The organism is Klebsiella sp. RCJ4 (assembly GCF_009025755.1).
Classification (GTDB): Bacteria; Pseudomonadota; Gammaproteobacteria; order Enterobacterales; family Enterobacteriaceae; genus Klebsiella; species Klebsiella michiganensis.
Map to the genome: position 1 here is coordinate 225,922 of NZ_WCIN01000004.1, position 23,459 is coordinate 249,380.

At 56.7% G+C, this 23,459-nt stretch carries 21 protein-coding genes; 6 read left to right on the forward strand and 15 right to left on the reverse strand.

Translation table 11 applies throughout. The features are described from left to right. Positions 1 to 31 precede the first annotated feature (31 nt). The 7 genes from bglG to F8562_RS02080 all read right to left on the reverse strand — a co-directional run bounded on the left by bglG (position 32) and on the right by F8562_RS02080 (position 7,114). The gene (bglG, locus tag F8562_RS02050; RefSeq protein ID WP_004122830.1) at positions 32 to 865 is read right to left on the reverse strand and encodes a transcriptional antiterminator BglG; all 834 of its coding nucleotides are present in this window, start codon (positions 863 to 865) and stop codon (positions 32 to 34) included. A 152-nt stretch (positions 866 to 1,017) separates the two neighbouring features. Further along, positions 1,018 to 1,956, reverse strand: a complete 939-nt coding sequence (dusC, locus tag F8562_RS02055) for a tRNA dihydrouridine(16) synthase DusC (protein ID WP_014230145.1) — start codon at positions 1,954 to 1,956, stop codon at positions 1,018 to 1,020. Positions 1,957 to 2,129: 173 nt separating this feature from the next. After that, a complete protein-coding gene (locus F8562_RS02060; protein WP_014839052.1) occupies positions 2,130 to 3,323 on the reverse strand; it encodes a 3-hydroxybenzoate 6-monooxygenase in 1,194 nt (397 codons plus the stop codon). A gap of 8 nt (positions 3,324 to 3,331) precedes the next feature. Beyond that, positions 3,332 to 3,976, reverse strand: a complete 645-nt coding sequence (maiA, locus tag F8562_RS02065; protein ID WP_014230147.1) for a maleylacetoacetate isomerase — start codon at positions 3,974 to 3,976, stop codon at positions 3,332 to 3,334. 8 nt (positions 3,977 to 3,984) lie between these two features. Beyond that, entirely contained in the window at positions 3,985 to 4,683 is a 699-nt protein-coding gene (locus F8562_RS02070) for a fumarylacetoacetate hydrolase family protein (RefSeq protein ID WP_014230148.1), read from the reverse strand. Positions 4,684 to 4,706: 23 nt separating this feature from the next. After that, positions 4,707 to 5,744, reverse strand: a complete 1,038-nt coding sequence (gtdA, locus tag F8562_RS02075; RefSeq protein ID WP_014839053.1) for a gentisate 1,2-dioxygenase — start codon at positions 5,742 to 5,744, stop codon at positions 4,707 to 4,709. Between the two features lie 11 nt (positions 5,745 to 5,755). Further along, positions 5,756 to 7,114, reverse strand: coding sequence for an MFS transporter (locus F8562_RS02080; protein WP_014839054.1), 1,359 nt, complete (start codon positions 7,112 to 7,114; stop codon positions 5,756 to 5,758). 126 nt (positions 7,115 to 7,240) lie between these two features. On the opposite strand from F8562_RS02080, the gene F8562_RS02085 reads away from it, so the two are divergent. The 5 genes from F8562_RS02085 (at position 7,241) to sanA (ending at position 11,223) form a co-directional block, all read left to right on the forward strand. Then, entirely contained in the window at positions 7,241 to 8,158 is a 918-nt protein-coding gene (locus tag F8562_RS02085) for a LysR family transcriptional regulator (protein WP_004852655.1), read from the forward strand. Positions 8,159 to 8,279: 121 nt separating this feature from the next. Further along, on the forward strand, positions 8,280 to 8,678 hold the full coding sequence (locus F8562_RS02090) for a CidA/LrgA family protein (RefSeq protein WP_014230151.1): 399 nt from the start codon (positions 8,280 to 8,282) through the stop codon (positions 8,676 to 8,678). Next, the gene (locus F8562_RS02095; RefSeq protein ID WP_004122851.1) at positions 8,675 to 9,370 is read left to right on the forward strand and encodes a CidB/LrgB family autolysis modulator; all 696 of its coding nucleotides are present in this window, start codon (positions 8,675 to 8,677) and stop codon (positions 9,368 to 9,370) included. Before F8562_RS02090 ends, F8562_RS02095 begins: the two co-directional genes overlap by 4 nt. A 127-nt stretch (positions 9,371 to 9,497) precedes the next feature. Next, complete coding sequence (cdd, locus tag F8562_RS02100; RefSeq protein ID WP_014839055.1) at positions 9,498 to 10,382, forward strand: cytidine deaminase; 885 nt, start codon at positions 9,498 to 9,500, stop codon at positions 10,380 to 10,382. 124 nt (positions 10,383 to 10,506) lie between these two features. Then, a complete protein-coding gene (gene sanA, locus F8562_RS02105; protein ID WP_004852661.1) occupies positions 10,507 to 11,223 on the forward strand; it encodes an outer membrane permeability protein SanA in 717 nt (238 codons plus the stop codon). A 191-nt stretch (positions 11,224 to 11,414) separates the two neighbouring features. Here the strand turns inward: sanA and mglC are convergent, their stop codons facing one another. From mglC to folE, 6 genes are all read right to left on the reverse strand, one after another. After that, a complete protein-coding gene (gene mglC / locus F8562_RS02110; protein WP_004122861.1) occupies positions 11,415 to 12,425 on the reverse strand; it encodes a galactose/methyl galactoside ABC transporter permease MglC in 1,011 nt (336 codons plus the stop codon). A gap of 15 nt (positions 12,426 to 12,440) precedes the next feature. Continuing rightward, positions 12,441 to 13,961, reverse strand: a complete 1,521-nt coding sequence (mglA, locus tag F8562_RS02115) for a galactose/methyl galactoside ABC transporter ATP-binding protein MglA (protein WP_014230153.1) — start codon at positions 13,959 to 13,961, stop codon at positions 12,441 to 12,443. A 119-nt stretch (positions 13,962 to 14,080) separates the two neighbouring features. Continuing rightward, the gene (mglB, locus tag F8562_RS02120; RefSeq protein WP_014230154.1) at positions 14,081 to 15,079 is read right to left on the reverse strand and encodes a galactose/glucose ABC transporter substrate-binding protein MglB; all 999 of its coding nucleotides are present in this window, start codon (positions 15,077 to 15,079) and stop codon (positions 14,081 to 14,083) included. 289 nt (positions 15,080 to 15,368) lie between these two features. Beyond that, positions 15,369 to 16,391 (reverse strand): HTH-type transcriptional regulator GalS, encoded by a 1,023-nt coding sequence (gene galS, locus F8562_RS02125; RefSeq protein ID WP_014230155.1) that lies wholly within the window; start codon positions 16,389 to 16,391, stop codon positions 15,369 to 15,371. A gap of 155 nt (positions 16,392 to 16,546) precedes the next feature. Next, complete coding sequence (gene yeiB, locus F8562_RS02130; protein WP_014839057.1) at positions 16,547 to 17,704, reverse strand: DUF418 domain-containing protein YeiB; 1,158 nt, start codon at positions 17,702 to 17,704, stop codon at positions 16,547 to 16,549. Between the two features lie 15 nt (positions 17,705 to 17,719). Further along, entirely contained in the window at positions 17,720 to 18,388 is a 669-nt protein-coding gene (gene folE / locus F8562_RS02135) for a GTP cyclohydrolase I FolE (RefSeq protein ID WP_004103895.1), read from the reverse strand. Positions 18,389 to 18,756: 368 nt separating this feature from the next. On the opposite strand from folE, the gene fghA reads away from it, so the two are divergent. Then, complete coding sequence (gene fghA, locus F8562_RS02140) at positions 18,757 to 19,593, forward strand: S-formylglutathione hydrolase (protein ID WP_014839058.1); 837 nt, start codon at positions 18,757 to 18,759, stop codon at positions 19,591 to 19,593. A gap of 119 nt (positions 19,594 to 19,712) precedes the next feature. Here fghA and cirA read toward each other — a convergent pair whose 3' ends face one another. Beyond that, on the reverse strand, positions 19,713 to 21,686 hold the full coding sequence (gene cirA / locus F8562_RS02145; protein ID WP_014230158.1) for a catecholate siderophore receptor CirA: 1,974 nt from the start codon (positions 21,684 to 21,686) through the stop codon (positions 19,713 to 19,715). 303 nt (positions 21,687 to 21,989) lie between these two features. Next, complete coding sequence (locus F8562_RS02150; RefSeq protein ID WP_004852681.1) at positions 21,990 to 23,459, reverse strand: amino acid permease; 1,470 nt, start codon at positions 23,457 to 23,459, stop codon at positions 21,990 to 21,992.

The window sequence follows — 23,459 nt, forward strand, 5'->3', positions numbered from 1 at the left end:
GCGGGAGCTATGCGCCAGGCCCGATCGGCGCTTAGCGTCCCTCTTTTCTCACCCGCTCAATATGAATGGCGAGAAACATAATTTCTTCCGTCGTCAGCGGCCGCTGGTAGCTCTTTTGCAGGTGCCGGGCGACGGTTTCCGCACACTTCCACGCTTTAGGGTAGTTATCCTTTACCGCGCTGTGCAGCGTCACATCATCATCTTCGACCACCGTTCGCGTCAGCATGCGCTGGGCGAAAAACTTGAGATGGGTGACAAAGCGCTGGTAGCTCAGCGACTCTTCGTCGTAGTTCAGCGTCAGCTGATACTTCACCAGCTGCAGGATCTCCTGCATGACCCGGGTGACGTGCATCACTTCCGGCATTTCGCTGTTGAGCTGCGCCGTGACCAGATGCAGGGCGATAAAACCCGCTTCATCTTCGGCCAGTTCAACCCCGAGCCGTTTGCTGACGATCGCCCGCGCCTCCTGCCCTAACTCAAATTCCTTCGGATACAGCCGCTTTATTTCCCACAGCAGCACATTACGAATGGCGATGCCCTTCTTCTGCCGCTCAATCGCAAAGTGGCAGTGGTCGGTCAGGGTAATGTACAAACTATCCTGTAACTTACCGAGACGACCGCGCGCCAGATCGATGATCCGATCGCAGGTCGTCATCACTTCTAATGGTATCTGACTGAGTAATTCACCTAAACGGCCAACCAGTTCATCGCTCTGCAGCGCGAAGACCTTTTCAATTTTACTTTCATCAAGAGAGTCACCAACGCGTTTCTGAAAGGCAAGTCCTCGGCCCATGACCACCTGTTCGCGCTGCTGCTCATCAACAACCACCACTACATTATTATTAAGTACTTTGGCGATTTGCATATGAACCCCAAAAACAAAAAAACCTGACCCCGACGGATGCCAGGAAATCAGGTTTTGCCTGCCGGAGCAGTAACAATCGGTAGTGAGTATTTCACTGTCCGCCGGGTAATCTCAATGGGACAAGCTAAAAAATGTGATGCCGGTCAGATAGTTTAGCTACGCCAGTCGTTAATCGTGCGCGCTATGCTGGTTGAATCCTGTAGGGTGCGTACCGCGCTGAACAGGTCAGCCGCTTCGAGGTACTCTTTACGCAAATAGCTCAGCCACTGTTTTATCCGCGCGACGTGATAAAGGCCGGTGTCGCCCTGCTTTTCCAGACGGGTGTATTTTTGCAGCAGTTCGACCACCTGCGGCCAGGGCATACGCGGTTCGTTATATTTTATCACCCGGCTCAGGTTTGGAACGTTCAGCGCGCCGCGGCCAATCATCACCGCATCGCAGCCTGTCGCGGCCAGGCAATCCTGGGCGCTTTGCCAGTCCCAGATTTCACCGTTGGCCACCACCGGGATAGTCAGGCGCTGACGGATTTCGCCAATAGCCTGCCAGTCAATGCGCTCCGCTTTATAGCCATCCTCTTTGGTGCGGCCGTGAACCACCAGCTCGCTGGCGCCCGCCTGCTGGACCGCATCGGCAATTTCAAACCGCCGCTCGCCGCTGTCCCAGCCAAGCCGAACTTTTACCGTGACCGGCAGATGGCCGGGAACCGCCTCGCGCATCGCTTTGGCGCCGCGATAGATAAGCTCGGGATCTTTGAGCAGCGTCGCCCCGCCGCCGCTGCCGTTCACCAGCTTTGACGGGCAGCCGCAGTTAAGGTCAACGCCCCAGGAACCGAGCTCGACCGCGCGAGCGGCGTTTTCCGCCAGCCACTGCGGATACTGCCCGAGCAGCTGTACGCGCACGCGGGTGCCGGACGGCGTCAGGCTGTTGTTATGCAGTTCCGGACACAGTCTGTAGAACGATTTTACCGGCAGGAGCTGATCCACCACGCGCAAGAATTCGGTGATGCAGAGATCGTAATCATTCACTTCGGTCAGCAGCTCGCGCACCAGCGAATCGAGCACGCCTTCCATCGGCGCCAGTAATACACGCATATTGTTTTTTCATTGCCCGGAAAAAAGAGGCGCTATGTTAGCGCCTCTGGATGCGGGTTGAAAGGGGCCGAGATCGGTTTTCCCGGCGGCGGCGCTGCTGCTTCCCGGCTTGCGCTGCGCTTAGCCGGGCTACAAGGTCACCTCTGTCTGCGCCCCGGGAAATGCACAGCCGCTTAACGTGGTTCCAGGCAGTTATCCTCTTTCCAGCCGTACAGCCACTCGATGCCGCGATAAAACTCGCTCTGGGTCTTGCCTTTCCACAGCAGGTTGCGTACCTGGCGTTCAACGCCGGCGGCGTGATAGACCCGCCCCATTTCACGCGTCGACCAGACGATCCGCGCGGTACGCGGAATACGTACCGACTCATACAGCGCGAAAGCGCGGGCGGCGTCGCCGTCGCACTGCGCCAGGGCTTTACCCAGCGTCACCGCGTCTTCCAGCGCCATACAGGCCCCCTGGGCCATATACTGCGCCACCGGGTGAGCGGCATCGCCAACCAGCGTGATGCGGTCGTTGCCCCATTTCTCTACCGGCTCGCGGTCGGCGGTGGACCAGCGCCGCCAGGAGGTCGGCTTATCCAGCATCTGCCGGGGACGCGGGTGAATGCCTTTAAAGTAGGAGAGCACCTCTTCTTTACTGCCGTCGCGCACGCCCCACTCTTCTGTCTCCCGGCTGTGGAAGGTCACCACCAGATTGTACTGCTTGCCGCCGCGCAGCGGATAATGCACCAGGTGGCAGTGCGGACCGGCCCACAGCACCGGCGCGTTAATGCGCAAATCGTCCGGCATATCGGCGGCGTCGACCACCGCGCGATAGACTACATGGCCGGTCACCCGCGGCGTATCGCCCAGCAGGCTCTGGCGCACCACCGACTTCACGCCGTCGCAGCCGATCAGGATATCCGCCGTCCAGCTGTTGCCTTTGTCATCGAAAACCGTCACGTCGTCGGCGGTCTGGCGGATATCCACCACCTGGGTCGAGGTGCGGTACTCCACGCCCGGATGACTCTGCGCCGCCTCCCAGACGGTGGCGTGGATGTCTACCCGGTGGATCACCGCATACGGCCCGCCAAAATGGTCGCGGAACGCCTGTCCGGTCTCAATATGCACCACCTCTTCGCCGCTTACCGCATCCATCATGGTGATATGGTCGGTAAATACCGCCCGCTGCCGGGCGACTGCGCCGACGCCGAGGCTGTCCAGCGCCGAGAACGCGTTAGGGCCAAGCTGGATCCCCGCGCCGATTTCGCCGATTTCATGCGCCTTTTCCAGCAGCATCACCTTGATGCCCTGGCGCGCCAGAGAGAGCGCCGTGGCCGCTCCGCCAATACCACCGCCGACAATAATTGCTCGCATCACTTTTGCCATGTTGCCTCCTAAGCCGGGATCTTATCTTGTTGGTTTTCCGGCGCGGCGGCGATAAACGCCGGTAGCCGGGTGCAGACGTCATAGACCGCCTGGCAGCGCGGATAGTGGCTGAGATCGCAGCCCATTCTCAGCGCGTTGGCCCACTGCGGAACCAGACAGCAGTCTGCCAGCGTGGGCGCATCGCCCACGCAAAAATCGCCGGATTTCGCGTGGCGCAATAGCTGCTCGACGGCGCTGAATCCCTGCTGGATCCAGTGCGCATACCAGCGCTTTTTCTCCTCTTCGCTCACCTTCAGTTCGTCGCTGAGGTAGCGTAAAACGCGCATGTTGTTTATTGGGTGAATATCGCAGGCGATGGCGTAAACAATCTCCAGGACCCGCATCCGCGCGCTGTCCTCCTGGGGCAGCAGCAGCGGCTGCGGATAGTGCCGATCCAGCCAGTCGGCAATCGCCAGCGACTGGCCGAGAGATTCACCATCATCAGTAATCAACGTTGGCACCAGGCCAACCGGATTCAGCCGCCGGTACTCCAGCGCGTTCTGCTGACCGATGCGGATATTGACGCCCACGCTCTGGTAGTCGATGCCTTTCAGCGCCAGCGCGATGCGCACGCGGTAGGAGGCTGAGCTATTGAAAAAACTGTACAGCTTCATCATTCACCTCACACCACGCGCACGGCGATTGGCGTCAGTCCATCTACGTTGCCGGTGATGACATCGCCTTTCACCACCGCGCCGACGCCTTCCGGCGTGCCGGTGAAAATCAGATCGCCGGGCTGCAGCTCAAAGAAGCCGGAAAGATAGCTGATGGTTTCATTGACCGACCAGATCAGGTGACGAATATCGCTGCGCTGATGATCTTCCCCGTTTACCTGCAGCCAAATTCCGGCCTGGTTCACGTCCGCCGTATCCGCTTTATGCAGCGGCGCAATCGGCGCGGAAAGGTCAAAAGCTTTACCAATCTCCCACGGACGGCCCATCTGGCGCATCTCCATCTGGCGATCGCGGCGGGTCATATCCAGCCCCGTGGCATAGCCCCAGATATACTCATGGGCCTGCTCCAGCGGGATATCGCTTCCCCGCTTGCCAATCGCCACCACCAGTTCAATTTCGTAGTGATAGTTGTCGGTTTGCGTCGGATACGGTAACTCCAGCGTCTCTCCCGCAGCGACGGGCACCACCGCATCGGCTGGCTTACAGAAGAAAAACGGCGGTTCGCGATCCGGGTCAAAGCCCATTTCACGCGCGTGAGCGGCGTAGTTGCGGCCCACGCAGTAAACGCGGCGCACCGGGAACTGCTCATCGCTGCCGACAACCGGAACGCTAATCGGGGCCTGGGGTGCAAAAACGTATTGAGTCATGATGGATTCCTTATTCTTCATTTTTAATAACGCGCTTCGCGGAACAGGCCGAGCGCTTCCTGCACGGGACGGTCCGAAAAGCTGAATAACACGGTATCTTCGGCAGAGTTAAAAGAGACGGCGTGCCAGGTCGGCACCACGAAGATATCTTTTGCCTGGAAGGCGAAGGTCTGTTCGCCAATGGTGACCTGGCCGCTGCCTTCCACCACGTGATAGATAGTGCTGTCGGTGGTTTTCGCCGCGCGTGAGGTAAACCCTTTCGGTAACAGCTGCAGGAAGGCGCCCATCGACGGCATCGGATAGCCGCCGGTAACCGGGTTGACGTAGCGCATTTTATAGCCGTCCCACTCGTCGGCATCGCCCATACGCGTCAGGTCGTGCAGCGCTTCGCGGCTGCGGTCGTAGCGATAGTTAAAGATGGGCGAAGAGTTACCGACCTGATGGCGCAGCGGCAGCATATTGGCGGCGTAGCGCGGCAGGTAGTCTCCCTCTTTGCGGGTCACCGGCTGCTGATCTTCCGGGTAATCCTCAGCGAAGCCGCAGCCCAGATAGTTCACCAGCGGCAGGTCGAGGCCGTCGAGCCAGACCACCGGCTCATTGCCGGGATTGCCGTGATCGTGCCAGCGCCACTGCGGCGTCAGAATAAAGTCGCCGGCGCGCATGGCGGTGCGTTCGCCATCGACGGCGGTAAATGCCCCTTCACCTTCAACCACAAAGCGCAGCGCCGACTGGTTATGACGGTGGCTCGGCGCCACTTCGCCGGGCATGATCAGCTGTAAACCGGCGTACAGCGAGGAGGTAATCGATGACTGTCCGCGCAGCGCCGGGTTCTCCAGCACCAGCACGCGGCGTATCGCCTCTTTCGCGCCAATCAGCTCGCCGCTTTTCAGCAGCAGCGGACGAATCTCCTGATAGTTCCAGTAGGCCGGTGCACAGGTAGGATTCGGCGTTTTCGGCACCAGATGGTGCAGCGATTCCCAAAGCGGCGTCAGGTTTTGGCCGGAAATATGCTGATAGTACTGCTGACGGTCTTTATTGATTTCCATTGAAGATTGAGTCATGAGCGTTCTCCTTATTTATTCACGATGCCAGCAGAAGGCAACGCGGCAGGTACAGATGTTGGGTTGCGGACGGCAAGCGTCAGCAGGACAAGCATCACGGCGCTAACGACGGCCGGTACTGCGATAACAAAAAACAGGGTGTCAAAAGAGAAATTCATCGCCATCATCACGCCGCCGGAGAGCGAGCCGACGATGGCGCCGCAGCGGCCGACCGCATTTGACCAGCTCACCCCGGTCGCGCGGCTTTGGGTGGGATACAGCGTAGCGGTTAGCGCATTCAGCCCTACCTGCGAGCCGCTGATGCCAATCCCGGTGCCGAAAATCGCCAGCGCCATCAGCCACAGGCCGTTCTCGCTCAGGCCAATCATGACGATACAGACCGCCCCCAGGCCGTAGCTCAGCGCCAGCACCCGATACGGGTTGTAGCGATCCATCAGCGCGCCGAGCAGCAGCGCGCCAAAGGTCCCGCCAATCTGGAAGGCGGCGGTGACCCACGAAGCGTGCTGTAAATCAATCCCGCGGTGGTTAAGCAGCGTCGGCATCCAGCTGGAGAGCAGATAGATAATCAGCAGGCTCATAAAGAACACCACCCATAGCATTAAGGTGATGGCCAGCTGGCGACCGGTGAACAGCTGGCTGATGCTGCCCTTCGCCCCTGCGGCAGGCTCATCAAGCCAGAAATGGGTATCGGTATAGCGTTCGCCGGTTATGGCACTAACGTTTTTGGCAATCACCGCCTGCGGGAGCTGGCGACGGATCTGCCAGCGCGGAGATTCGGGAAGCAGCGGTATCAGCGCCACCGCCAGCAGCAGCGGCAAAACGCCGCCCAGCACCAGAATACCGTGCCAGCCAATCAGCGGGACCAGCTGCGCGCTGACCACGCCGCCGAAGGCCGAGCCGAGGGTGAATCCACAAAACATCAGGGTCACCAGCGCCCCGCGCCGCCGGGCGGGCAGATATTCCGAGGTCATGGTAATGGTATTAGGCATCGCGCCGCCGAGGCCGAGACCGGTCAGAAAACGCAGGAACACCAGCATCTGTAGATCGGGGGCAAACGCGGAAAGCAGGCTGAACAGGCCGAACAGCGCGACGCAGAACTCAATCACCCGTTTGCGGCCAAAGCGGTCGGAGAGCGGACCGCAGAGCAGCGCCCCGGCGGTCAGGCCCAGCAGCCCTGCGCCAAATAGCGGCGCGAGGTCACCGGCGGTTAATTGCCAGTGGCTGCGGATATCCGGCGCAATAAAACCAATCGCGGCGGTATCGAAGCCATCAAGCATCACCACCAGGAAACAGCAGATAATCACGCGCCACTGCCGGGCGCCGACCGGCGCAGCGTTGAGTAGTTTTTGTAGTTCAAGTCGTTGAGTCATGATTATGCCTCAGAGCAGGTAGGGGTAGATGTTGTATTTATTTCTTTTATGTTGCGAGTTTGTAACTGTGGCAATGAAATGTACAATGGTATTTCGGGCATAGACATAACCTGGAGGTTATCGCTGATGGCAGACTGGACGCAGAAACTGAAGCTGCACCATTTACAGATGCTGGTGGCGCTGGGGGAGCAAGGCAATCTCACGCAGGTGGCGAAAATGATGAACATTACTCAGCCCGCGCTCTCCAAATGGCTCAGCCAGTTTGAAGACGAAGTCGGCATGGTTTTGTTCGAACGCCACAGCAAAGGTCTGCGCCCGACCGAAGGCGGAAAGCTGCTGCTTCAGCACGCCCAGCGGCTGATTAACGATATGTCGCGTTCGCAGTATGAAATCGAGCGTTTTAAACAGGGCGGACAGGTGGGCAGCCTGATGATCGGCTGTTCGCCGGTGGCGACCGACTGCGTCTCACAGGCGATCCTCGAACTGCTGAAAGAGATGCCGACCCTGCACCTGAATATCGAAGAGAAAGTGATGACGCCGCTGCTTAACGACCTGCTCGCCGGCGTGGTGGATGTCGTCGTCGGGCGCGTCGGCGGGCGGGCGCTGGAGCTGCCGCTGAGCTACCGGGTGCTCTACACCGAACCGGTCTGTTTTGTCGCCCGCCCCGATCACCCGCTGGCCCAGAAATCGCGATTAAGCTGGGCCGACCTCTCTCCGTGGCGCTGGATCGTCTGGCCCACCGGCACGCCAATTCGCCTGAGCATCGACAACGCGCTGGTGGATAACGGCGTGATGCTGCCGGAAAACACCATTGAGTCCGCCTCGATGAACGTCACCAGCAATCTGCTGCAGAGCAGCGATATGGTCTCGATTCTCTCATTGCGCCTGGCGCAGCGCTACGCGGCCCAGCACCAGCTGGCGATTCTTAATTTGCCGCGCATTGAACAAAAAGGTAGCGTTGGGGTGTTCTGGCGAAAAAGTGAAGCGCCGTCGCTGGCGCTGAGCCGATTTCTCCATTGCCTGTCCCTGCAATCTTCACTCTGACCGTCGCCCGGTCCGGTGTTCACGGTCTCTATCGCAGGTATGCGCAGAATTCATGATGTGATCGGTAGCACATTTTTGGCTTTAATTGTATGATGAATGCGGTTCATCAAGGGTTATTACCATGAGTAAATCACTGATTATTATCTGGCAGTATCTGCGCGCTTTCGTGCTCATCTACGCCTGCCTGTATGCGGGCATTTTTCTCTCTTCGCTCCTGCCGATCGCGATTCCCGGCAGCATTATTGGCATGTTGATTCTGTTTTTTCTGCTGGCGCTGCAAATCTTGCCTGCACAGTGGGTCAACCCCGGCTGCAATATCCTGATTCGCTATATGGCGCTGCTGTTTGTGCCTATCGGCGTCGGCGTCATGCAGTACTGGGATTTACTGCGCGCGCAGTTTGGCCCGGTGGTGGTCTCCTGCGCGATAAGCACGCTGGTGGTCTTTTTAGTGGTCAGCTGGAGTTCACACCTGGTTCACGGTGAGCGCAAAGTGGTTGGGCAAAAAGGAAGTGAAAAATGATCCATGAAATCTGGTGGTCGCTGCCGTTAACCCTGGCCGTCTTTTTCCTTGCCCGCAGGCTGGCGGCGCGGTTTAAATTTCCGCTTCTCAACCCGCTGCTGGTCGCGATGGTGGTGCTGATACCTTTTCTGCTGATTACCGGCATCTCCTACGAGCGCTATTTCCTCGGCAGCAAAATTCTTAACGACCTGCTGCAGCCGGCGGTGGTGGCGTTGGCCTTTCCTTTGTATGAGCAGCTGCACCAAATCCGCGCCCGCTGGAAGTCAATCATCACCATCTGCTTTATCGGCAGCGTGGTGGCGATGGTCACCGGCACTACCGTTGCCCTGATGATGGGCGCAACCCCGCAGATTGCCGCCTCTATTTTGCCGAAATCGGTAACGACGCCGATCGCCATGGCGGTGAGCAGCAGCATTGGCGGGATCCCGGCGATCAGCGCGGTCTGCGTTATTTTCGTCGGCATTCTCGGCGCGGTCTTTGGCCACACCCTGCTGAATGTGATGCGCATCCGCACCAAGGCCTCGCGCGGGCTGTCGATGGGTACCGCATCCCACGCCCTGGGGACCGCCCGCTGCGCTGAGCTCGACTATCAGGAAGGGGCGTTCAGCTCGCTGGCGCTGGTGCTTTGCGGGATTATTACCTCGCTGGTCGCGCCGTTTTTGTTTCCGCTCATTTTAGCAGTGGTTGGTTAAATGTGATTTAAGTCACATTTTTAAATGCAACACGAATTAGTTGCAATGACAATGAGATGTTTATCACATATACAGGTTGTAACCACCCGTACACTAGATTTCCATTACATTGTTATGAGGCAACGCCATGCACCCACGTTTTCAAGCTGTTCTTCCCCAACTGGCGGCGGACCTGCAAGCGGCCATCGCCCCGATGCTGGCCGACCCGCATTTCCCGGCCCTGCTGAATGCAGACCAGGTGGCAGCGCTGCAAAGCGCGACGGGGCTGGATGAAGACGCGCTGGCCTTTGCTTTGTTGCCGCTGGCGGCGGCCTGCGCGCGGGCCGATCTGTCGCATTTTAACGTCGGCGCGATTGCCCGCGGCATCAGCGGTACCTGGTACTTCGGCGGCAATATGGAATTTCTCGGCGCCACCATGCAGCAAACCGTGCACGCCGAACAAAGCGCCATCAGCCACGCCTGGCTGCGCGGCGAAAAATCCCTGCGGGCGATTACCGTGAACTACACCCCCTGCGGCCACTGTCGTCAGTTTATGAACGAACTGAACAGCGGCCTGTCGCTGCGCATCCACCTCCCCGGGCGCGAAGCGCATTCGCTGCAGCACTATTTGCCGGACGCTTTCGGCCCGAAAGATCTGGACATAAAAACCCTGCTGATGGATGAGCAGGACCACGGCTTCCCGCTCAGCGGCGACGCGCTGGCTCAGGCGGCGATTCAGGCGGCCAACCGTTGCCATATGCCTTACAGCAACTCACCATCCGGCGTTGCGCTGGAGCTGAAAGACGGTACCCTTTTCACCGGTAGCTATGCCGAAAACGCCGCCTTTAACCCGACGCTGCCCCCGCTGCAGGGTGCGCTGAATCTGCTGAGCCTCAACGGATACGATTACCCGGATATCCAGCGCGCGATCCTGGCCGAGAAGGCCGATGCGGCGCTTATCCAGTGGGACGCCACCGCGGCGACGCTGAAGGCGCTGGGCTGCCATAATATCGATCGCGTACTGTTAGGTTAGTCACATTCTGCGGGCCAAACGGCCCGCGCTGTTGAAAATCCCCGCAATTAAACGACGGTTTCTTGCGCTTGCCCGACGGGTAAAGTAGCCTGAAGCTTCCTTCGTCCACTATTGAGCCAGGTTCATGTTAAAGCGTGTGTTATACAGCCTGTTAGTCCTGTTCGGCTTGCTGCTGTTAACCGTGTTGGGACTCGACCGCTGGATGAGCTGGAAAACCTCTCCCTATATTTACGATGAGCTACAGGACCTGCCCTACCGCCAGGTCGGCGTCGTGCTCGGTACCGCCAAGTACTACCGTACCGGGGTTATCAACCAATATTATCGTTACCGGATTCAGGGCGCGCTGAACGCCTACAATAGCGGCAAGGTGAACTACCTGCTGCTCAGCGGCGATAACGCGCTGCAAAGCTATAACGAGCCGATGACCATGCGCCGCGATTTAATTAAAGCCGGCGTCGATCCGGCGGATATTGTGCTGGACTATGCGGGTTTCCGTACGCTCGATTCGATTGTCCGCACCCGTAAAGTCTTCGATACTAACGACTTTATTATTATTACCCAACGCTTCCACTGCGAGCGCGCGCTGTTTATTGCCCTGCATATGGGGATTCAGGCGCAGTGCTACGCGGTGCCGTCGCCGAAGGATATGTGGAGCGTTCGCCTGCGCGAGTTCGGCGCCCGCTTCGGCGCGCTGGCGGATCTCTATATTTTTAAACGCGAACCGCGCTTTTTAGGCCCGCTGATCCCGATTCCCGCGCTGCAGGAAGTTCCCGACGGCGCGCAGTCCTATCCGGCGGTAACGCCGCAGCAGCTGCTGGAGCTGCAGAAAAAAGAGAAGTAAAGCCTCCATAAAGTGAGCGTGATAACTGGCGTCTTATCGAGCGGGAATACTTTTCCGATTACGCGAGTGAGTATCGGGATACTGAGGATAGATACCCTGAATAATTCGAGTGGCAGGAAGGCGGCAAATTATCATCCAGAAAATGCAAAAGGCAGACGCCTGAACTGACGCCTGCCTTCATTCACTAATCGTTACTTCTTCCGCGCATACTTCAGCGAATCCAGCGCCACGGCGAAGATGATAATCGCCCCTTTGATAATGTACTGCCAGTACGGGTTCACGCCGATATAGGTCAGACCGTAGTTGATGACGGTGAAGATTATCACCCCGGTCACCACGCCAAATACGGTACCGACCCCGCCGCTGAACGATACGCCGCCGACCACGCAGGCGGCAATCGCATCCAGTTCATACATAAAGCCAAGGTTGTTGGTCGCCGAACCGATACGTCCGGCTTCCAGCAGCCCGCCGAACGCGTAGAACACGCCGGAGAGCGCATAAATCATCAGCAGGTTCAGGGCGACGTTGACGCCGGAGACCTTCGCCGCTTCCGGGTTACCGCCGATAGCAAAAATGTTTTTACCAAAGCGGGTCTTGTTCCACAGGATCCATACGAAGAACACGGCAATCAGCGCATAGAAGGTGATATACGACAGGCGGAATGAGCCCAGCGCCACAAACCCCTGGGCAAACTGCGAGAAGTGGCTATCGAAGCCGGAAATCGGCGACGCGCCAACAAAGTCGTAATACAGGGAGTTGATACCGTAAACGATGATCATCGTGCCGAGGGTGGTGATAAACGGCGTCACGTTCAGGTAAGCGATGATAATACCGTTGATAAGACCAATGACCGCGCCGATCGCACACACCAGCAGGATAACCAGCGGGATCGGCATCGTGGCCATCTCCGGGAACACCTTATTGGCATTGTCCACCGCCTGCAGCATCGTGGCGGCGATAACCGCCGCCAGGCCGACCTGGCGTCCGGCTGATAGGTCGGTTCCCTGGGTGACAATAAGTCCGGCCACGCCGAGAGCGATAATAATACGCACCGAAGACTGGGTCAGAATATTACTTAAGTTCAGCAAACTTAAGAAAGTCGGATCCTGGAAAATAATAATGGCCAGCAATACTAAAAGAACCACGTAAATCCCACCTTCTTTCAAATAGGTGAGAAAACTCTTTTTATTTAACGCACTCATGAGGAGCCCCTGATCTTAAAGGTGCAACGACGCAAGACGGAGAATTTCGTTTTGCGTGGTGGTTTTAGTCTCAACAATTCCGGCAACAAGACCATTGCTCATTACCAGAATACGGTCAGTAATACCCAGCAGCTCCGGCATCTCGGAGGAAATAATAATGATTCCTTTGTCTTTTTTTGCCAGCTCGGCGATCAGCTGGTAAATTTCGAACTTCGCCCCAACGTCAATGCCGCGCGTGGGTTCATCGAGCATCAGAATTTCCGGCTGGGTCAATAACCAGCGACCGATAATCACTTTTTGTTGGTTACCACCGGACAACGAACCAATTTGCGTGTGCTGCCCCGGGGTTTTCACGCGCATCGAATCAATCACCCATTGGGTATCGCTTTTCATGCGTGAATTATCCAGCAATCCGACCTTATTCTTGTATTTCTTAATATTGGAGATCAGCGAGTTAAAACCGATATCCAGGTAGGCATAAATTCCCGTCGAACGGCGCTCTTCGGTCACCAGCGCAAAGCCATGGTTGATGGCTTCATTGGCATTATGGTTATTAATCTTCTTACCGTGCAGCTTGATCGTCCCGCCGGCCTTCTCGCGAATACCAAATAACGTCTCCACGATATCGGTACGTTTCGCGCCAACCAGTCCGGCAATCCCCAGGATTTCGCCTTTGTGCAGATCGAAAGAGACATCGCGAATCGATGGCTGGCGCAGTGAGGTTAAATTGCGCACCTCAAGAATTACCTCACCCGGCTTATTCTCCTTGTTCGGGAAGCGCTGATTGAGGGAGCGGCCCACCATCATCGCGATGATCTTATCCATATCCAGCCCTTCCAGCGGCTGGGTGGCAATCCACTGGCCGTCGCGCAGGATGGTAATTTCATCGCACAGCTGGAAGATCTCTTCCATTTTGTGGGAAATATAGACTATGCCGCAGCCGCGCTCTTTCAGCTTGCGGATAATTTTAAACAGATGGTTGACCTCTTTTTCGGTTAACGAAGAAGTCGGCTCATCCATAATCACAATTTTGGCGTTATAGGAAAATGCCTTCGCAATTTCAATCATCTGCATTTGCGATACCGATAGCGTTCCGACGCGAGCGCGCGGGTCGATATCAATATCCAGCTCATCGAAAATCGCTTTGGTATCACGATACATTTTGTCCTGATCGACAAACATGCCTTTGGTGGGATAACGCCCCAGCCACATGTTGTCCATTACCGAACGTTGCAATACCAGGTTTAATTCCTGATGAACCATTGAAATACCGTTTTCCAGGGCTTCTTTTGCCGAATGGAAATCGATCTCTTGTCCCTGAAAAAGAATACTGCCGGAATCTTTTTGATAGATTCCAAATAGGCATTTTAATAATGTAGATTTGCCCGCGCCGTTCTCCCCCATTAACGCGTGAATAGAGTGGGGACGAACCTTGAGGTTCACATTATCGAGAGCCTTGACGCCAGGAAACGATTTGTTGATGTTGCTCATTTCCAACAAATATTCGCCTGACCGTTCGCTATTATTGCTGACCATAGTTATACCTGGCTGCGTGCGTGCATACCCCAGCCGACGCATTAACGACGAGCCGGGACGGGTTCTGTATCAGGAATAATCGGGCGTACAAGCGCGTACGCCCGCAGCTTATTAAGCGATTACTTACCGATAAATTCGCTCAGATTATCTTTATCAACGCCAACGTACGGTACGCGGACAATCTTATTATCAATTTTCCATTGAGTACCGGCAGCCGGTTCTTTACCATCGGCCAGGTTTTTCGCCAGATCGAAGGTGGCTTTCGCCTGATTGTTGGCATCGTTCAGTACGGTACCCGCCATGGCGCCGGATTTCACCAGCGCCAGCGCTTCAGGCAGCGCATCGACGCCGAATACCGGAATGCTGCTCTTATTGTGCGCTTTCAGCGCTTCTACCGCGCCCATGGCCATCGCATCGTTGTTAGCGATGACGACTTCAATTTTGTTAGCATTCGGGCCAGACAGCCAGGCATCCATCTTATCTTTCGCCTGAGCGGTATCCCACATGGCGGTATCTAACGCCAGCTGCTGAGTTTTGAAGCCTTTATCGTTCAGCTCTTTAATAACGTAGGTGGTACGCGCTTCCGCATCCGGATGGCCCGGCTCGCCCTTCAGCAGGACAAACTGAATCTGGCCGTCTTTATTCAGATCCCAGTTCGGGTTCGCTTTCCAGTGCTTGGCAATCAGGTCACCCTGAATCACGCCGGACTCTTTTGAGTCGGTACCGACGTAGTACGCTTTATCGTAGCTATCCAGCGCCTTGCGGGAAGGTTCTTTGTTAAAGAACACCACCGGCACGTTCTGGCCACGCGCTTTATCGATGACCGTCCCCGCCGCCGCCGGGTCAACCAGGTTAATCGCCAGCGCCTTCACCCCTTTTGCCAGCAGGACGTCAATCTGATCGTTCTGCTTGGACTGGTCGTTTTGCGAGTCATTCATCAGCAGCTGAACATCCGGCGCTGATTTGCCATCTTTTTCAATTGCCTTACGTACCACCGACATAAAGTTGTCGTCGTATTTATAAATGGTCACGCCGATACGGGTATCTGCTGCGTGAGCCGCGGCGCCAAATAACATGCTAGCCATTACAGCAGACAGGGTTAACACCTTCTTATTCATGGAATCTCCGGTTTTATTATGCAGGGTCTTTGGTGTGAAAATGGCTGGCGAGCGTTACATTTATGTTACTGCACAGCGACATTCACGACTGTAATTCTGTCTTCCGTGTAGGGTAACGCTCCTGAAAAACGGCTTTATTAATCGTTTAACCGCCGATTACTGCTGTAAAAGTGATTAATCACCGTGACATAGTATGTTCAGACTTGTAAACGCAGCAATCATAGTCAGCTTAATGTTAACAAACTGTGAAATCACTCACATATTGAAAGCGGTTACATCAGGCAGATAATTAGTTAGTGATCGGCCCCACAATTTGCCTCTGCGCCACCGAATGTCGGCGCACCAGCGTCGGCATAAAGCAGTGGCTGGCGTCACGATCCAGCTTTCCCGCCGCGCCCTGTAGCGCCAGCTCTGTCGCCAGTTTCGCCATCGACATAATCGGATAACGGACCGTCGTCAGCTGCGGGTCGGTGTAACGGGAAATGGGGATATCATCAAAACCGATCAGTGAAAGATGCTGCGGTACGGCAATGCCGTTATCTTTAAGCGTCGTGAGCGCGCCGGCCGCCATACTGTCGTTGTAGGCGAAAACCGCGCTCAGACCAAGGTTGCGCCCCAGCAGTTCGACCATCGCCGCCTCACCGCCCTGCATATCCGGCGACCCGGATCCCACCCAGCTTTCGGGAGCGACAATGCCGTGTTCATGTAACGCCCTTAACCACCCTTCTCGCCGTAAATCATCATCTTCAATGCCGTGATTGGAAGAGAGGTAGCCGATGCGCTGGTGACCATGATTGAGCAGCATGCGGGTCGCCATCAGCGCGCCGCTGACGTTATCCAGCCCAACGCAGCGGTGGGCGTATCCCGGCACGATGCGGTTAATCAGCACCATTCCCGGCATATGCTCCATAAAATCCCCCAGCTCCGCGTCGCTCAGCGCTTTAGAGTGGACGATCAGCGCTGAACAGCGCTGGCGAATCAGCACCTCAATGGCGTTACGCTCTTTTTCCGCTTCATGATAGCTATTGCCGATAAGCACATATTTCTGATGCTGCTGGGCGACGGTATCAACCGCTTTGACCAGCGCGCCAAAAAAGGCGTCCGACACGTCCATCACGACCACGCCGATGGTATCGCTGACCTGCGTCGCCAGCGCCTGCGCGTTGGCGTTCGGCCGATAGCCCAACAGCGTTACCGCCTTCATTACCGCTTCTCGCGTATCCGGGCTCACCAGCGCGCTGTTATTCAGCACGCGCGAAACCGTCGCGACGGAAACACCCGCCTGGCGGGCGACATCACGAATGGTGATCATACTCACCGACCTGTAGAGCATTGCAGTACGTCACACTCACCTCCTGTGTTCAGCAAGGAGGCTATTCTGGCAGCGACGTGCCGTACGCTACGTGAGTGAAGTCACAGGGATGGAAACGGTTACATCCATTTTGTTAATGATTGTGATCCAGATCGTTATCTGGATGTATCTTTTAATGATGTCCCCGACGCACGCAGGGTGAATTGACGCCATAGCCACTCAACGGGCCCCTGGCGGAAATGACGTAGCCAAAACCACGAGAAGAGAATATTAACCGCCCATACGGCCGGTACGAAGGCTAACAGCTGTAAGCGGTCATACTTCATAAACAGGCCGAAGCGGTAGAACAGGGTAGTGCAAATCAGGGTCTGCAGCAGATAGTTGGTTAGCGCCATGCGCCCGACGCAGGCAATCGCCCCCACCAGACGACTCTGACACAGCTGCGGCCAGAAGCCCCAGGCCAGCGCCGCGTAGCCGATGGTTTGCAGCGGCGCGCCCAGCTCCCGCGGCGCCTGTAGCAAAAATGCGCACCAGCGGTAGTCCCAGCCAAGATGCCACTGGGCAATAATCGAGGGCAAGTTGACCACCATTCCGGCCGCAATCAGCAGCCCGCCGGTACGCCGATAGTGGCGAAGGCTGAACTGCCCTTTGAGCCAGCCGCTGCGCATCAGCGCGGCGCCCATCAGCATCATACCGGCCAGCTGCCAGCCGTACTGCGCGCCCAGCGCCAGCAGGTTATCCGACAGCATATCCGCTCGATTGCTCACCGCTTCAAAGCCGCCTTTTAGCTTCCAGTACTGCTCGTACTGCAAATTTGCCGCGTCCGGCAGCCACGAACGATTGGGCGTATTGCCGGAAATCAATCCCAGCAACAGCAGTACCGCCACGCCGATAACGTACAGCACCACGCCGGTATTAAACAGCGATTTGACATCGTGCGCGTCGCGCACCATTCGCCAGCCCACCAGCCCGACCAGCGCATAGGCCAGCAGAATATCGCCGTCCCAGAAAAACAGTCCGTGAATAAAGCCAAGCAGCGCCAGCAGCGTCAGGCGCGACTGGATCCAGCGCTTGCCGCGCGGCAGCAGAAGCTGAAGTCCGGCGCCAAACAGCAGGGCGAAGAGGGTCAGGAATTTGACCTGCGCCAGCAGATCGAGAATCGCCCAGGTCCAGGCGTCGCTGGCGGAAATGTTCCCGGACCACGCCGGGTTGAGGTAAGCGGCCTTCGGTAAACCGAAGGCGCTGATATTCAGTAGCAGGATACCGAGGATGGCGACGCCGCGGACAAAGTCCAGCGTGACATTTCTCTCCATGTACCCTGCTCCGTTTTAGTTGTGGTGACGTACGGCGCGCAGGAACTCCTGGCGGGTATTCTGGCTGGATTTAAACAGGCCGCCCAGCGACGTGGTGGTGGTGGCGCTGGTCGCATCGCGAATGCCGCGCGCTTTCACGCAGTAGTGCACCGCATCGATGGAAACCGCGACGTTGCTGGTCCCCAGCAGCGTTTGCAGCGCGGTGAGGATCTGCTGCGTCAGCCGCTCCTGCACCTGCGGACGCTGGGAGAAGAACTGCACGATACGGTTAATTTTCGACAGGCCAATCACCGAATCTTTCGGGATATAGGCCACCGTAGCTTTGCCGTCAATGGTCACAAAATGGTGTTCACAGGTGCTGGTCAGGGTGATATCGCGCACGGTCACCATTTCATCAACCTGCATCTTATTTTCGATGACGGTGATTTTGGGGAACCGGGCGTAGTCCAGTCCGGAGAAGATCTCATCGACGTACATTTTGGCGATGCGATGCGGGGTCTCCATCAGGCTGTCATCACTTAGATCAAGGTTTAACAGCTGCATAATCTCGGTCATGTGTCCGGCGATCAGACGCTTGCGAGTTTCATTATCAATTTCTTGTACTGGCGGACGCAGCGGCGTCTCCAGCCCACGAGCGACCAGCGCTTCATGAACGAGTATGGCTTCTTTACTCAGTGATGACATTTTTGTTCTCCTGCAGGTGTGGCGCTCTTTGCTCTTCTGAGGGCAAAGTTTGTATTCATTGTGCGTGAGGTGACGCACAGAATCCAGTAGCCGCATCGATAATTGTTGAAATTGGCGTCACCTCTCGTTCCACGCCGCCAGACCAGCGCACTACGATGCGTCACGCAACGCCCTGCTCACCTTACCGCAACCAAGCCAATCGCCGACCCATAGCGCGACGCCTGCCGCTGCGGCAAGGTCAGCATGTTGGTTAAAAGTTGCATTAATGATGCAATACGTTCCGAAAAGGAGGAAGTGAAAGTTACTCACGAGGGCATGAAATATCTGTATTATGGAAAATTACGCCTGAGACACTTAAGGAGCCCTGCATGGAACTGCTCGAAGAGCACCGCTGTTTTGAAGGTCGGCAGCAACGCTGGCGGCACGACTCCGCAACGCTGAACTGCGCAATGACCTTCAGCATCTTTTTACCTCCCGCCGCCGCTGACGCGCCGCCGCCGGTTCTCTACTGGCTCTCCGGCCTGACCTGCAACGATGAAAACTTCACCACCAAAGCGGGCGCTCAGCGCGTCGCCGCCGAACTGGGCATTGCGCTGGTGATGCCGGACACCAGTCCGCGCGGTGATAACGTTGCCGACGATAGCGCTTACGATCTGGGGAAAGGTGCTGGCTTTTATCTCAATGCCACCCAGGCGCCGTGGTCCGCGCATTTCCGCATGTACGATTACCTTCGCGACGAGCTGCCGCAGCTGATTGCCCGCGAGTTTAATCTCAGCGGCCGCTGCGCCATCAGCGGGCATTCCATGGGCGGCCACGGCGCGCTGGTGATGGCGCTGAAGAATCCGGGCCGCTTCGTCAGCGTTTCCGCGTTCGCGCCTATCGTTAACCCGACCCAGGTTCCCTGGGGCAAAAAAGCGTTTACCGCCTATCTGGGAGCGGATGAAGCGGCCTGGCAGGCCTGGGACAGCTGCGCGTTAATGCAGGCCAGCAGCGAGTCAGATGCGATTCCAACCCTGATTGACCAGGGTGACAGCGATACATTCCTCGCCGAACAGCTGCAGCCGGCGGTGCTGGCGGAAACCGCGCGTCAGAAAAGCTGGCCGTTAACCCTGCGTATTCAGCCCGGTTACGATCACAGCTACTACTTTATCGCCTCATTTATTGAGGACCACCTGCGTTTCCATGCCCGGCACCTCTTCTCCTGATCCTTCAATGCGTCGTGAAGCCTCTTCCCGGCGCATTGATGCTTTTCCATCTGGCTTCACCCTGAGCGCCTTTAGCGAGGGCTGGCAGGGAAATCCGCCAGCCCTCTTTTGTCGCCCGGTTAGAAGCGGTAATCGACGGCCATAAAGTAGCGGCGGCCTTCTTCCGTATAGCTATAGTCGTCGCGGCTCAGATCCTTATCGCCCACGTTGAGTACCCCGGAGCGCAGCTTGACGTTTTTGGTGACGTTCCAGGCCGCGCCGATATCAAACATGGTGTAGCCGCCGGGCGTTTTGCCCGTCGCGCTGACCGAACGCTGTTCGCCGGTATAGTTGGCGGTGACGTAGAAGGACCAGTCGTCCAGCGGTTTCCAGTCGAGGGTACCGTTAGCGGTATGGAACGGCAGCGTTTGCAGCGGTTTATCGCCGCCGTTACTCAGGTCGCGACCATCGTTGTAGGTGTAGTTGACCGTCAGCTTCCATTCGTCGCCGAACGGCACCTTCAATTCCGTTTCTACCCCTTTGATACGCGCCTTATTGACGTTGAAGTAGCGGAATACCGGCACACGCTTACCGTTCACGGTTTTCCAGCCGACAAAATTCGGGTAGCCCGGCGCTTCGCTGGCGCTGGAAGTACGCAGGATATCGATCATATCGTCAACGTTATTCTGGAAGGTGGTGACGCTTCCTTCCACGCCTTCAAGCCAGCCTTCTTCACCGCGATAGTAAAGACCCAGTTCGAAGCTTTCGCTGGTTTCCGGTTTCAGATCGGGGTTACCGATAATGCTGCACGAGCCGCGGCAGGAGTTGGTGGTCCAGTCCGGGTTCAGCTGCAGCAGGGATGGCGCTTTAAATGCTGTCGCCCAGCCGCCCTTCACGGTCACGGTATCGGTGGCGTTATACACCAGATAAGCTCGCGGGCTCCAGTGATCGCCATAGGTCTGGTGATCGTCCATACGAATGCCGGTCGTTAAGGCCAGAGGCTCGATGATCCGCCATTCATCTTCGAGGAACAGCGCGTACTGGCTGGCGGAAGTGGATTTACCGCCGCTGCTCAGGTTGACCGGATCTTTCAGCTTATCGTGACGCCATTCGCCGCCGAAGGTCAGCAGCTGGTTGATCATGCCCAGCGGCAGAACGTATTTGCCGTCCACCGAGTTACTCTCAGATGTGATCGTGCCGGCCTGGCCCGGATTTTTATTATCCACTTTCTCGCCGTAGAATTTCAGCTCGCTATTGCCGACATCCCAGCGGCCGTTGTGGCTCAGGGAGTAGTTCTGGCGCTCGAGGCGGTTGCGGTCAAGAGAGTCGGAATCCCGATCCTGGCGATCGAACCCGTAGCCAGCGGTAATGTCCTGATTATCGGTGGGCGTCCAGGCGAATTCGACGTTGCCGTCGCGGCTGGTGAAGCCTTCAATACGCGGCGTTTCGCCAGCTGCGTTGCTGGAAGCCTGCTGATCGTCCTTGGCGCGCTTTGCCAGGCTGCCGTAGGCTTTCATCCCCAGCACGCCGTCAATCAGCGGGCCGCTGGTAAAGAACTGACCGTTGTACGTATCGCCGCGATCGCGGTGTTCCTGAATGGTGGTATCCGCGCTGAGGGTGCCCGTCCACTGCTGACCGACTTTTTTGGTGATGATATTGACCACGCCGCCGAGGGCGTCGGAACCATAGAGGGAAGACATCGGCCCGCGCACCACTTCGATACGCTCAATGGCATCAACCGGGATCCAGTTGAGGTCAAAATCGTTGTGGCGGAAAACGGCGTTGCGCGAGTTAACGCGTTTGCCGTCAACGAGGATCAGCGTATAGCCGCTGCTGAGGCCGCGAATGCTCACCCCTTTGCGGTTATCCCCTTCGTTGGTGAGCTGCACGCCCGGCACTTCCCGCAGTACATCCTTCAGGTTTTGTACCGGTCTACGCTGCAGATCCTGTTGGGTGATAACGCTAATACTGGCGGGCGCATCTTTGACGCTCTGTTCAGTTGCCGCAGCGGTGACGACCAGCGTTTCTTCGTTAACGTCGGCGAGCGCCGGAAACGCCAGGGATACGACGGACGCGCATAATCCGGCCCGGACAAAAGGGTTTAGCCTGAACATTCCATATCTCCATGAGGTGTACAACAAAACAAACAAAAAAGGTCCTGCTCACAGGTACTGTCGGCATAGCGCTCTAACGGCGTATGCGCGCAATTTTTTACAGTAGATGTGGCTGGTCGCCCCTTGTCAGTCTGACCCTCTGCAAGATACGGGGATTGGCTTCATCCTGAATTTGGTGGAAATGATAAAGATAATGATTACAATTATCAATAAAATTATGAATAACTGTATCAACATGTAAGAATCGCAGACATAAAAAAACCCTCTCGATGAAAGGGTTTTATCTTACGGCGTCAGCTGACCTTAGCTTTTAAAACGCTCCGGGAACTTCATTTCGCTGTAGCGCACAAAACGCGTTCCTTTCGCCAGCTTGTAACCGAACCAGATCACCAGGAACAGCGGAATGCCGATATAGGTTGCCGCCACGCCGCCCCAGTCGATGGTATCTTTGAGGAACGCTTCGTAATTCTGGCCCAGGGTAATGATCAGGCACAGCACGAAAGCGAAGATCGGCCCCAGCGGGAAAAAGCCGGAACGATACGGCAGATCGTTAAGATCGTTCCCCTGCAGCACGTAGCCGCGACGGAAGCGATAGTGGCTAATAGCAATCCCCAGCCAGGCGATAAAGCCGGTCATGCCGGAGGTATTCAGCAGCCACAGGTAAACGGTCTGATTACCGAACATCGAGCTCAGGAAGCACAGCCCTGCAATCACCGTGGTGGCATACAGCGCATTACGCGGCACGCCGCCTTTAGACAGCTTAGAGAAAATACGCGGCGCTTTGCCATCGCAGGCCAGGGTGTAGAGCATGCGGGTGGACGCGTACATCCCGGAGTTACCCGCCGACAGTACCGCCGTCAGAATAACCGCGTTCATAATCGCCGCCGCCGACAGCAGCCCCGCGTGCTGGAAGACCAGCGTGAACGGGCTGACGGAAATATCTTTCACGTCGTTACGCAGCAGGCTCGGGTCGGTATACGGAATAATCAGGCTGATGATCAGGATGGCGAACACATAGAACAGCAGGATACGCCAGAACACCTGCCGCACGGCGCGCGGAATGTTCTTCTCCGGATTTTCCGACTCGCCGGCCGCGATGCCGATAAGCTCGGTTCCCTGGAACGAGAAGCCGACAATCATCGCCACGCCAATCATCGCCGCAAAGCCGCCGGCAAACGGCGCATCGTCGACAACCCAGTTGCTCCAGCCCGCCGGCTGTGCGCCTTTAAAGATGCCAAAGATCATCATCACGCCGACAATAATAAAGATGATGACGGTGGCCACTTTGATCAGCGAGAACCAGTATTCCGCTTCACCAAAGCCTTTTACCGAGATCCAGTTCAGCAGGAACATGATGCCGAGGAACAGCGCGCTCCAGACCCAGCCGGGTGCATCGGGGAACCAGTAGGTCATCACCAGCTGAGCGGCAACGAGGTCAACGGCGATGGTCACCGCCCAGTTGTACCAGTAGTTCCAGCCCAGCGCGAAGCCAAAGCCTTCCTCAACGTAATTCTGCCCGTAGGTGGCAAAAGAGCCGGACACCGGCATAAACGCCGCCAGCTCGCCGAGGCTGGTCATCAGGAAATAAACCATCAGGCCGATGAGAATATAAGAGAGCAGCGCCCCACCCGGGCCCGCCTGAGAAATCGTTGCGCCAGAGGCAACAAAAAGACCTGTACCTATGGAACCGCCAATCGCGATCATGGTCAAGTGGCGCGCCTTCAGTTCACGACGTAAACCGGGCGCTTCTGTGGTTTTAGTATCCGAAACCAT

Coding starts and splice junctions, on each gene's coding strand:
- mglB (WP_014230154.1), bottom strand. CDS start 15,079: ATGAATAAGAAGGTGTTAACCCTGTCTGCTGTAATGGCTAGCATGTTA.
- maiA (WP_014230147.1), bottom strand. CDS start 3,976: ATGAAGCTGTACAGTTTTTTCAATAGCTCAGCCTCCTACCGCGTGCGC.
- yeiB (WP_014839057.1), bottom strand. CDS start 17,704: ATGGAGAGAAATGTCACGCTGGACTTTGTCCGCGGCGTCGCCATCCTC.
- F8562_RS02150 (WP_004852681.1), bottom strand. CDS start 23,459: ATGGTTTCGGATACTAAAACCACAGAAGCGCCCGGTTTACGTCGTGAA.
- mglA (WP_014230153.1), bottom strand. CDS start 13,961: ATGGTCAGCAATAATAGCGAACGGTCAGGCGAATATTTGTTGGAAATG.
- bglG (WP_004122830.1), bottom strand. CDS start 865: ATGCAAATCGCCAAAGTACTTAATAATAATGTAGTGGTGGTTGTTGAT.
- F8562_RS02060 (WP_014839052.1), bottom strand. CDS start 3,323: ATGGCAAAAGTGATGCGAGCAATTATTGTCGGCGGTGGTATTGGCGGA.
- F8562_RS02070 (WP_014230148.1), bottom strand. CDS start 4,683: ATGACTCAATACGTTTTTGCACCCCAGGCCCCGATTAGCGTTCCGGTT.
- F8562_RS02085 (WP_004852655.1), top strand. CDS start 7,241: ATGGCAGACTGGACGCAGAAACTGAAGCTGCACCATTTACAGATGCTG.
- mglC (WP_004122861.1), bottom strand. CDS start 12,425: ATGAGTGCGTTAAATAAAAAGAGTTTTCTCACCTATTTGAAAGAAGGT.
- sanA (WP_004852661.1), top strand. CDS start 10,507: ATGTTAAAGCGTGTGTTATACAGCCTGTTAGTCCTGTTCGGCTTGCTG.
- gtdA (WP_014839053.1), bottom strand. CDS start 5,744: ATGACTCAATCTTCAATGGAAATCAATAAAGACCGTCAGCAGTACTAT.
- F8562_RS02080 (WP_014839054.1), bottom strand. CDS start 7,114: ATGACTCAACGACTTGAACTACAAAAACTACTCAACGCTGCGCCGGTC.
- fghA (WP_014839058.1), top strand. CDS start 18,757: ATGGAACTGCTCGAAGAGCACCGCTGTTTTGAAGGTCGGCAGCAACGC.
- dusC (WP_014230145.1), bottom strand. CDS start 1,956: ATGCGTGTATTACTGGCGCCGATGGAAGGCGTGCTCGATTCGCTGGTG.
- galS (WP_014230155.1), bottom strand. CDS start 16,391: ATGATCACCATTCGTGATGTCGCCCGCCAGGCGGGTGTTTCCGTCGCG.
- F8562_RS02095 (WP_004122851.1), top strand. CDS start 8,675: ATGATCCATGAAATCTGGTGGTCGCTGCCGTTAACCCTGGCCGTCTTT.
- cirA (WP_014230158.1), bottom strand. CDS start 21,686: ATGTTCAGGCTAAACCCTTTTGTCCGGGCCGGATTATGCGCGTCCGTC.
- folE (WP_004103895.1), bottom strand. CDS start 18,388: ATGTCATCACTGAGTAAAGAAGCCATACTCGTTCATGAAGCGCTGGTC.
- cdd (WP_014839055.1), top strand. CDS start 9,498: ATGCACCCACGTTTTCAAGCTGTTCTTCCCCAACTGGCGGCGGACCTG.
- F8562_RS02090 (WP_014230151.1), top strand. CDS start 8,280: ATGAGTAAATCACTGATTATTATCTGGCAGTATCTGCGCGCTTTCGTG.